Genomic DNA, 9,017 nt, shown 5'->3' with positions numbered 1-9,017 from the left:
CGGCTATCCCGATGTCGCTGCGGCGAAGCGATCTGTCACTGATTATATGATCGGTTACTACAGCAGCCTCAGGCCGCACAAGCATAACGATGGGATACCGCCGAACTTGGCAGAAAAGAACTACTGGAATGCTCAAAGCTCGGTGGCCAAAAACACTTGACCACTACATCCCAGCCATTCGCCCAGGTCACCACTTCAATGAGGCCGCTGCAGCTTACGGCAAGCTCCGTCTTGATCCGTGTCAATGGACAAGGTTCGAATCTGCGCTAGGTTAAGATATACATCACTCTGCAGGAGCCCTGCCGCATGGCCAGGCACACGTCATTTCCTAAGCAATCCTCGCGGTCTGCCACCGCCTGGCATCGCTTTGGTCTGGTCATCCTGCTGGGCATGGTGCTACTGCTCTCTAGCGCCGCCACAATGGCAGATGACCCCTCCTCGGCAGATGCTCCCTCCTCTACTGAGTCTGGCCAGGTTGGCGTTGAGCCTCACGCAGATACGCACTCGAACGCCGAACGCATCCACACGGCCCCCCCCTCGGCCGCACTGCCACCATGGCCATGGCACTCGCCAGGCCGGCAGCGCCCTGTTACGCCTGGAGCGCCAGGACCTGGAGTTCGAGCCCCTTCCCTTAGCCATGGCGATTCCCGGCATGGCACCGCCTGCGGCACGCCAAGTGCCCTTCCCGCCCCATCGCCGGTTCCGCTCTACCTATTGACTCGACGCTTCAGGGTCTAAGTCATCCCCGTTTCCCTAGCCCCGCGCGATTCCAGACATCGACGCGCGGGAGGAACCCGTGCCCCGCCAAGAGAAAAACCTGAACATTCGCGAGCACGCCCGCGGGCTCGGTGAGGGGCACAACTTAGCGGAAGTCACGATGAGGCATTTATGAACGCACTGTTTTACTTCCTGCTTTGGGGAGCGATCCTCTTTCTGATGATGCGCTTTGGCTGTGGTGCCCACGTCATGGGGCACCGCCATGGCAGGAGCAAGCATGGCGGCGATAGTCCAGAGGATCCAAACGCCACCGAGGGGCTGAAGTGGATTCCGCCAGCCGAGGACGTCGATCCCGTCTGCGGCAAGACCGTCAGAACCGAAAGGGCCAAGCCGAGCGTCCACGATGGCCACGTCTTTTACTTCTGCTCTCGTGACTGCCGGGAGCGCTTCGAGGCCGCGCCCGAACAGTATCTCGCACCTGCAGCAAAGACCTTGCCTACCCAACCGGAGAACGAAGATGCCTGATGCCGATGTTCCGTCGACAGCCAAGCCGCGTTACGGAACCCGCTTGCCGGTTCAGGCCACGCCACGGATTCCCGTGATCGCACTCGGGATGAGCCTGGGGCTGTTCCTGGCCGTGACCTTCATCCTGTGCGTCGGCTTCGGCCTGCTGTTTCCCGACCGGGCAATGTATGAGAGCTGGCTGCGCCTACTGCCTGGCTTCACCTGGTTGAGTTGGCCAAGCTTCTTCCTGGGCCTGGCTGAAAGCTTCGGCTACGGCTGGTACGTGGCCCTGGTCTTCGGCCCGCTCTACAACTTCTTTGTCACACGCCTCAACCGGCACAGCGGAGCGTAGACCATGAACGAATCCATCAATCATACCGGAGCCTGGGGCCTCGCGCTGATCGTCATCGTCTTGGTGTCCTGGTTCTTCTATCGCTATTTCGCACCGAAGAACTGGCGCGAATGGGCCGGTGCCGGCGCGGTGCAGGCCTTCATCATCGCGCTCTACGCCGAGATGTATGGCTTTCCACTCACTATCTACCTGCTGGTGCGTTTCTTCGGTCTGGATAGCGAGTATGTCAGCGCCAGTCTCTGGTCGACGCTGGTGGGGCTGGGAGAAACCGGCATGCTTGTCTCCATGCTGCTCGGTTACGGCCTGGCGTTTACCGGCATCGGGATCTTTATCCAGGGCTGGCGGCAAGTCTACAAGGCACGGCGCGAGAACCACCTGGTGACCGGCGGACTCTATGCCCTGGTACGGCATCCCCAATACACCGGCTTGTTCATCGCCTTGTTCGGCGAAGGCGTGGTGCATTGGCCGACGCTATTCTCGATCGGCCTGTTTCCAGTGATCGTGCTTGCCTATACCTGGCTGGCCCACCGCGAGGAACGGCAGATGCTGGCCTGGTTCGGTGACGCCTATCGCGCCTACCAGCGGCGGGTGCCGATGTTCATTCCTCGCTGGGGACAGTGGCGGAAGCTAGCGGGTAGCTCACGCAATACTCACGATGAGCCGGGGGTTCACTGACATCCTGGATTCACACATCAACACACGCGGGCGGCGTTGATTTCATCCCACTGAAGATGCCGAACGTTGACCGGGATCAAGAGCCGCATGCTTTCACCTCATATTATCTTGACCCTTGGGTCTCCCACAGGTTTTAGCCTGATATCAGGATGATTCAACTTGAAAGGAGATCCGACCATGTGGGGCGACATGATGGCGTATATGGGGAGTTACGGCTGGGGGCATATGCTCTTCGGCGGGCTCATGATGGTGTTGTTCTGGGGCATCGTCATTGCCTTGGCCGTTCTCCTGGTGCGTGGCCTGACCCGAGGCCGGGGCGAGCCATTTTCTCAACGGCGGCCAACGGCCCTGGACCTTCTTCAAGAACGCTACGCCCGGGGAGAAATCGACCGCGAGGAGTACGAGCAACGCAAGCGCGATCTTCTGCTTTGATCGCACCTCCTGATTATTGGATACGGCACTATTAGTTTCGACCCTATCGAGATAGGGCCACGAGGTTGAATCAAGACGCGGAAGCGACGGAGACGATTCCATGACGCAACACCAACACGACCATTGTCACGGGCACTCCTCGCACGAGGCACCGACACGAGGCAGCGGCGATACGGACCAACACGCCGCCGGCAGCCAGGGTGGCGCCCAATACACCTGCCCGATGCACCCGGAGGTCGTCTCCGACCAGCCGGGTGACTGCCCCAAGTGCGGCATGCACCTCGTGCCCGTGGGAAGCGACGACTCGCAGACGCATGACGGGCATGGTCATGGGGCCTCCGCGCCGGCCCACGGCGGCCAGTACGACAAGGTGCCGGCCGGGCATGCCGGCGCCGTCTACACCTGCCCCATGCACCCGGAAGTGCGCCAGACCCAACCCGGCGCCTGCCCGCTGTGCGGCATGGGGCTGGAGCTCGAATCGGCGACGGTCGGCGATGAAGGGCCGAATCCCGAGTTGATCGACTTCACCCGCCGTTTCTGGGTCGCGGCCGTGCTCACGCTGCCGGTGCTGGTTCTGACGATGAGCCCCTTTCTTGGCCTCACGGCGATCCGCGAGTTTTTCGGCGAACGCACAGCGATGTGGATCGAGCTGGTGCTGAGCACACCAGTCATCCTGTGGGCTGGCTGGCCATTCTTCGTGCGCGGCATCAACTCCTTCCGCACCTGGAACCTCAACATGTTCAGCCTGATCAGCATGGGGGTTGGTGCCGCCTATCTGTTCTCGATCGTCGCGCTGCTGGTCCCCGACATCTTCCCCGACGGCTTCCGCCGGGAAGACGGTACCGTGGGTGTCTATTTCGAGGCCGCGGCGGTGATCGTGACCCTGGTGCTGCTGGGGCAGGTGATGGAGCTGCGCGCCCGGGAAGGCACCGGCAAGGCGATCCGTGCGCTGCTCGACATGGCCGCCAAGACCGCGCGGGTGATCCGACCCGACGGCAGCGAGGAGGAGGTGCCGCTGGAAGAGGTGCAGGTGGGCGATCAACTGAGGGTACGGCCCGGTGACAAGGTCCCGGTGGACGGCGTGGTGGTCGAGGGCCGCTCCTCGGTCGACGAGTCGATGATCTCGGGCGAGCCGGTGCCGGTGGAGAAGGTCGCAGGCGACAAGGTCACCGGGGCCACGATCAACGGCACGGGCAGCCTGATCATGGAGGCCACGCGGGTCGGTGCCGACACCATGCTCAGCCAGATCGTCGAGATGGTCGCTGCGGCACAGCGATCTCAGGCGCCGATCCAGAAGTTCGCCGACAAGGTGGCGGGCACCTTCGTCCCCGCGGTGATCGGTGTCGCCATCGTCGCCTTCATCGCCTGGGCGATCTGGGGCCCGGCGCCGGCGCTGTCCTATGCGCTGGTCTCAGCGGTCGCGGTGCTGATCATCGCCTGCCCCTGTGCCCTGGGCCTGGCCACCCCGATGTCGATCATGACGGCCACCGGGCGCGGCGCCCAGGCCGGCGTACTGATCAAGAATGCCGAGGCGCTGGAGCGTTTCGCCAAGGTCGACACCCTGATGGTCGACAAGACCGGCACCCTGACCGAAGGCAAGCCGAAGCTGGTGGCGGTGCTGCCGGAGGAGGGGCATGACGAGGCCGAAGTGTTGCGCCTGGCGGCCAGCCTCGAGAAGGGCTCCGAGCACCCGCTGGCCGAGGCCATCGTCGCCGGCGCCGAGGAGCGCAGCGTCTCCCTCGCCGCGGCCAGCGATTTCGAGGCGGTGACCGGCAAGGGCGTCACAGGGGTCGTGGACGGCCACTCGGTAGCACTAGGCAACGCCAAGCTGATGGCCGAACTGGGCCTCGACGGCGGCCGGATCGCCGAGACCGCGAACGCCCGCCGCGATCAGGGCGAAACGGTGATGTTCGTCGTGCTCGACGGTGCCATCGCCGGCCTGGTCAGCGTGGCCGACCCGGTGAAGGAGACCACGCCCGATGCCCTGAAGGCGCTGCACCGACTCGGCTTTCGCATCATCATGGCCACCGGCGACAACGAGCGCACGGCCAAGGCGGTGGCCGGCCGGCTGGGCATCGATGAGATCCGCGCCGACGTGCTGCCCGAGGACAAGGCGCGCATCATCCGTGAATTGCAGGAACAAGGCCGCAAGGTGGCCATGGCGGGCGACGGGGTAAATGACGCTCCTGCCCTGGCCCAGGCCGATGTGGGCATCGCCATGGGCACCGGCGCCGACGTGGCGATCGAAAGCGCCGGTTTCACCCTGGTCAAGGGCAACCTCGACGGCATCGTCCGTGCCCGCAAGCTGTCGCTGGCCACCATGCGCAACATCAAGCAGAACCTGTTCTTCGCCCTGGTCTACAACGGGGCCGGCGTGCCGATCGCGGCCGGGCTCCTCTATCCGTTCCTCGGCCTTTTGATCGGGCCAATGTTCGCCGCCTTTGCGATGAGCGCCTCATCGCTGTCGGTGGTGATGAATTCACTGCGCCTGCGCCGAGTGAGGATCTGACCATGCATGACGAGAAAAACTGGCTGGACCGCAGACCGAGCAAGGGCACCTTCTGGCTGATGGTGGCGATCGCCCTGGCGGTGATGGGCTTCCTGCTCTGGGAGGAGCACAAGGTCCACCTGCTCGGTGCCCTGCCCTGGCTGATCCTGCTCGCCTGTCCGCTAATGCATGTGTTCATGCACGGCGGACATGGAGGCCACGGGGGTCATGGCGGGCATGATGATCACAAGGGAGGACGCGATGAGTGATGACGTACCCGCCTATGGGCTGTGGGGCCTGGTCATTCTCAACTCGGCGATCTTCATCTTCTTCGCCTTCAGCTTCTTCAAGCCGCAGACGCGCCGCGACTGGCGCTCGTTCGGGGCCTTCAGCGCCTTCCTGGTGGCGCTGTTCACGGAGATGTACGGCTTCCCGCTGACCCTCTACTTCCTCTCCGGCTGGCTGCAGTCGCGCTACCCGGAGGTGGACTGGTTCAGCCACGATGCGGGCCACCTGCTGGAGATGCTGTTCGGCTGGCAGGCCAACCCGCATTTCGGGCCGTTCCATCTGCTGAGCATGGTGTTCATCGCCGCGGGTTTCTGGCTCATCGCCGCCGGCTGGCGGTCACTCTATACCGCCCAGCGGCGGGGAGAACTGGCCACCACCGGGCTCTATGCCCATGTCCGGCATCCCCAGTACGCCGGCTTCGTGCTGGTGATGACCGGCTTCCTGCTGCAGTGGCCCACCCTGCTGACCCTGGTCATGTTCCCGGTATTGGTGTGGATGTACTCACGACTGGCGATCCACGAAGAGCGCGACGTAGCGCGCCAGTTTGGCGACAAATGGCAGACCTACGCGGCCCGCACGCCACGCTTCATTCCGCACCTGCGGATGGCGAGTACGAGTGGCTGGCGCCTGTAAGGACAAAATCCCAGAGGTGCAGTCATGAAAAGCAGACGTTTTTCTCGTCGGCACGATCGTGGTCGTCAGCGACGACTCGCCCGGGGCTTCTTCTGCCCCTGCCACGGCTCCCAGTTCGACTTCGCCGGACGCGTGTTCAAGGCGGTGCCGGCGCCGATCAACCTGAAGGTTCCGCCGTACCGCTTCCTGTCCGAGTCCCGGATCGAGATCGGCGCCCACGACATCCTGACACTGAGAGGTATCCACTATGACCGCCAAAACATCCACCACCAAGCCACCCACGGCTCATAAAACCCCGCGCAAGCGCCAACCCACCGCCCCACCAGAGATGGACGCCCCGATGACCGCACCCGAGCCCGAAGGAGGCACCCTCCCGAGCCACCCGGCCACGGAGCTACTCGCCTATCAGACCGACCTGTGGCGACGCGGCGTACGCTACCTGGACACGCTGTGTGAGCGCGCGGACAACATGCTCGAGCATGAGCAGGCGGGCAAGCCGCCACTGCTCGACTTCGATTACGAGATGCTCGTGGATGGCCGTCGACTGGCGCGCCCCGCCAACTATGCCCTGCTGCGCATCACCCGGGTCGGCGAGGACTGCCTGGAGGACTGCCTCGACGAGACTAGGCCGCCAGTGATGATCGTCGACCCGCGTGCCGGCCACGGCCCAGGCATCGGCGGCTTCAAGCGCGACTCCGAGGTGGGCATGGCGCTCCACGAGGGACACCCGGTCTACTTCGTGATCTTCTTCCCCGAGCCCGTCCCCGGCCAGACACTGGAGGACGTGCTGCACGTCCTGCGCCGCTTCGTCGAGACGCTGGCCGAGCGCCACCCCGGCCAGCCGCCGGTGCTCTACGGTAACTGCCAGGCGGGCTGGGCCATCGCGCTGCTCTCCGCCGACTGCGAGGGTCTGGTCGGGCCGGCGGTGCTGAACGGCTCGCCGCTCTCCTACTGGACCGGCGAATCCGGCGTCAATCCCATGCGCCTCGCCGGCGGCCTGCTTGGCGGTGCCTGGCTGACGCACCTGATGGCCGACCTGGGAGACGGGCGCTTCGACGGTGCGAACCTCGCCACCAACTTCGAAGCCCTCAAGCCTGCGAATACCCTGTGGCAGAAGGACTATCAGCTGTTCGCCGACATCGACGGCCAGCGCGAACGCTTCCTCGAGTTCGAGCGCTGGTGGACGGGCTTCTATAGCCTGAGCAAAGAGGAGATCGTTGCCATCGTCGAGAACCTTTTCGTCGGCAACAAGCTGGAGCGTGGCGAGCTCGAGGTCTGCCCCGGCTGTAGCGTCGACCTCAAGCGCATCCGCAACCCCCTGGTGATCTTCGCCTCCGGCGGCGACAACATCACCCCACCCATCAGGCGCTCAACTGGATCCCCGCGGTCTATCCCGATACCGCGGCACTCAAGGCCGCCGACCAGCGTATCGTCTACCTGCTCAATCCCCACGTCGGGCATCTGGGCATCTTCGTCTCCTCCAAGGTGGCGCGCCTCGAGCACCGAGCGATCCTCGAGAGCGTCGGCAATCTGAATGACCTGGCCCCTGGCCTCTACGAGATGCGCATCGACAACCCCACCGGCGACCCCGACTGTCACAAGCCCCAGTTCCAGGTGCGCTTCGAGGAGCGCCGCGTGGAAGACCTGAACTTTCCCGACCAGGCCCCGGCGTTCGAAGGGGTGCGAGCGCTCTCCGAGCACAATGTGGCCCTCTACGAGACCTTCGTCGGGCCCTGGGTGCGGTTTTACACCACCCCCTGGTCAGCCGAGGTGCTGCGTCAACTGCATCCGGCGCGGACCAGCCGGCTGATGTACTCGGAACGCTTCTCCCCCTGGATGACCGGTGTGAAGTGGCTGGCCGAGATGGTAGAGACCGCACCGGCGCCGATCGATAGTGACACCCCCTATCGGCAATGGGAGACGCTGTTGAGCGACTCTATCGCCTCGACGCTGGAGCTTGCCGGCACGACCCGCGACAGCATGTACGAGATGGGGTTTCGCAGCCTCTACGGCGGGGGATGGTGGAGCGAGAACGAGTGACCCAGTCGAAGCCGACCCGGTTTACAGCCAATACCTATAGAGCAACCCACTAATGGAGAGCAATAAATGAAGATCGAGACCTTTCATGACCTGATCGACTGGACTCGCCAGCTGCATGCCCAGTTGGCCGAGTGCTTCAGGCACTGTGCCACCCGGCAGGAGGAGGCACGGGCCAAATCACTGCTGGAGTATCTCGCCGATCACGAGGCGGTCCTGGAGCACACCGTGGCCAGCTTCGAGAAGCAGGCCGACCCCAAGGCCCTAAACACCTGGGTCTACGATTATCTGTCGCATGCGCCCATCAAACCCCATCAGGCGTGCAATTTGCCCTATGCCGAGATGGGCTTCGAAGACATCAGCCGGGAAGTCTTCTCGCTGCACGATCAGGTCATCGCGCTATACCGCTACCTGGAAGGACGCGCCGACATCCCCGAGGCTCGGGATCTCGTTCGCGAGCTCTTGAAGCTGGAGGAACACGAGGCGATGCGTCTGTCCCAGCAGATCAACCGGGCTCGGGATCTATAGATGTCGACGCTACAGGGCCGTCTAAGCAGAGGTCGTAGCCACTAATGAAGAACGGATGATCGCCCGGCACGTGCAGCGCACATTAACCAACACCCAGGAGGTGACATGACCCAGACGGCAACGCCAGTGGCCCTTGCGACGCTCGATGATCTGATTCAGCGAGCCGGTGGCGGTAACCCGATCCGCGTCGCCGTGGTCAACGCGGCCCAGGCCGCCGTGCTGGAGACGCTTCGCGAGGCGGCGAGGCTGGGCATCGCCGAGCCGGTGCTCATCGGCCGTCCCACCGAGATCGTCGAGGCCGCCGCGGCGATCGGGTGTGTAGTGGCATAGTGAATCTGGCCACCTGATTTTGAGTGTATGATC

The 9,017-nt window shown here is 63.8% G+C and carries 9 protein-coding genes and 2 pseudogenes; all 11 read left to right on the top strand.

All coding sequences use genetic code 11. From position 1 onward, the window contains the following. Nucleotides 1-888 precede the first annotated feature (888 nt). The 11 genes and pseudogenes from DOM57_RS21125 to DOM57_RS21075 all read left to right on the top strand — a co-directional run bounded on the left by DOM57_RS21125 (nucleotide 889) and on the right by DOM57_RS21075 (nucleotide 8,984). On the top strand, nucleotides 889-1,242 hold the full coding sequence (locus tag DOM57_RS21125) for a YHS domain-containing protein (protein ID WP_110651657.1): 354 nt from the start codon (nucleotides 889-891) through the stop codon (nucleotides 1,240-1,242). After that, complete coding sequence (locus DOM57_RS21120; RefSeq protein WP_110651655.1) at nucleotides 1,235-1,573, top strand: DUF5676 family membrane protein; 339 nt, start codon at nucleotides 1,235-1,237, stop codon at nucleotides 1,571-1,573. The genes DOM57_RS21125 and DOM57_RS21120 overlap by 8 nt, the downstream gene beginning before the upstream one ends. A 3-nt stretch (nucleotides 1,574-1,576) precedes the next feature. Then, nucleotides 1,577-2,248, top strand: a complete 672-nt coding sequence (locus tag DOM57_RS21115) for a methyltransferase family protein (RefSeq protein WP_110651653.1) — start codon at nucleotides 1,577-1,579, stop codon at nucleotides 2,246-2,248. A gap of 177 nt (nucleotides 2,249-2,425) precedes the next feature. Beyond that, on the top strand, nucleotides 2,426-2,680 hold the full coding sequence (locus DOM57_RS21110; protein WP_043337204.1) for an SHOCT domain-containing protein: 255 nt from the start codon (nucleotides 2,426-2,428) through the stop codon (nucleotides 2,678-2,680). Between the two features lie 100 nt (nucleotides 2,681-2,780). Next, nucleotides 2,781-5,189, top strand: coding sequence for a copper-transporting P-type ATPase (locus DOM57_RS21105; RefSeq protein WP_275425994.1), 2,409 nt, complete (start codon nucleotides 2,781-2,783; stop codon nucleotides 5,187-5,189). A 2-nt stretch (nucleotides 5,190-5,191) separates the two neighbouring features. Further along, entirely contained in the window at nucleotides 5,192-5,437 is a 246-nt protein-coding gene (locus DOM57_RS21100) for a DUF2933 domain-containing protein (protein WP_110651651.1), read from the top strand. Beyond that, nucleotides 5,430-6,089 carry a methyltransferase family protein gene (locus tag DOM57_RS21095; protein ID WP_087720110.1) on the top strand — a complete coding sequence of 220 codons (660 nt, stop codon included), beginning with the start codon at nucleotides 5,430-5,432 and terminating at the stop codon, nucleotides 6,087-6,089. Before DOM57_RS21100 ends, DOM57_RS21095 begins: the two co-directional genes overlap by 8 nt. Nucleotides 6,090-6,173: 84 nt before the next feature. Continuing rightward, nucleotides 6,174-6,380, top strand: a pseudogene (locus DOM57_RS21090) (hypothetical protein); the annotation flags it as partial. Continuing rightward, nucleotides 6,337-8,129, top strand: a pseudogene (locus DOM57_RS22800) (DUF3141 domain-containing protein). The pseudogenes DOM57_RS21090 and DOM57_RS22800, both read left to right, overlap by 44 nt. Nucleotides 8,130-8,195: 66 nt before the next feature. Further along, the gene (locus DOM57_RS21080) at nucleotides 8,196-8,654 is read left to right on the top strand and encodes a hypothetical protein (RefSeq protein ID WP_043337196.1); all 459 of its coding nucleotides are present in this window, start codon (nucleotides 8,196-8,198) and stop codon (nucleotides 8,652-8,654) included. Nucleotides 8,655-8,759: 105 nt separating this feature from the next. Further along, nucleotides 8,760-8,984, top strand: coding sequence for a hypothetical protein (locus DOM57_RS21075; RefSeq protein ID WP_087720112.1), 225 nt, complete (start codon nucleotides 8,760-8,762; stop codon nucleotides 8,982-8,984). Nucleotides 8,985-9,017: the final 33 nt, after the last annotated feature.

It is taken from the genome of Salinicola peritrichatus (genome assembly GCF_003206715.1).
Lineage (GTDB): Bacteria > Pseudomonadota > Gammaproteobacteria > Pseudomonadales > Halomonadaceae > Salinicola > Salinicola peritrichatus.
The sequence above is the reverse complement of the archived record's forward strand: the minus strand, read 5'-3'. Positions and strand labels throughout refer to the sequence as shown.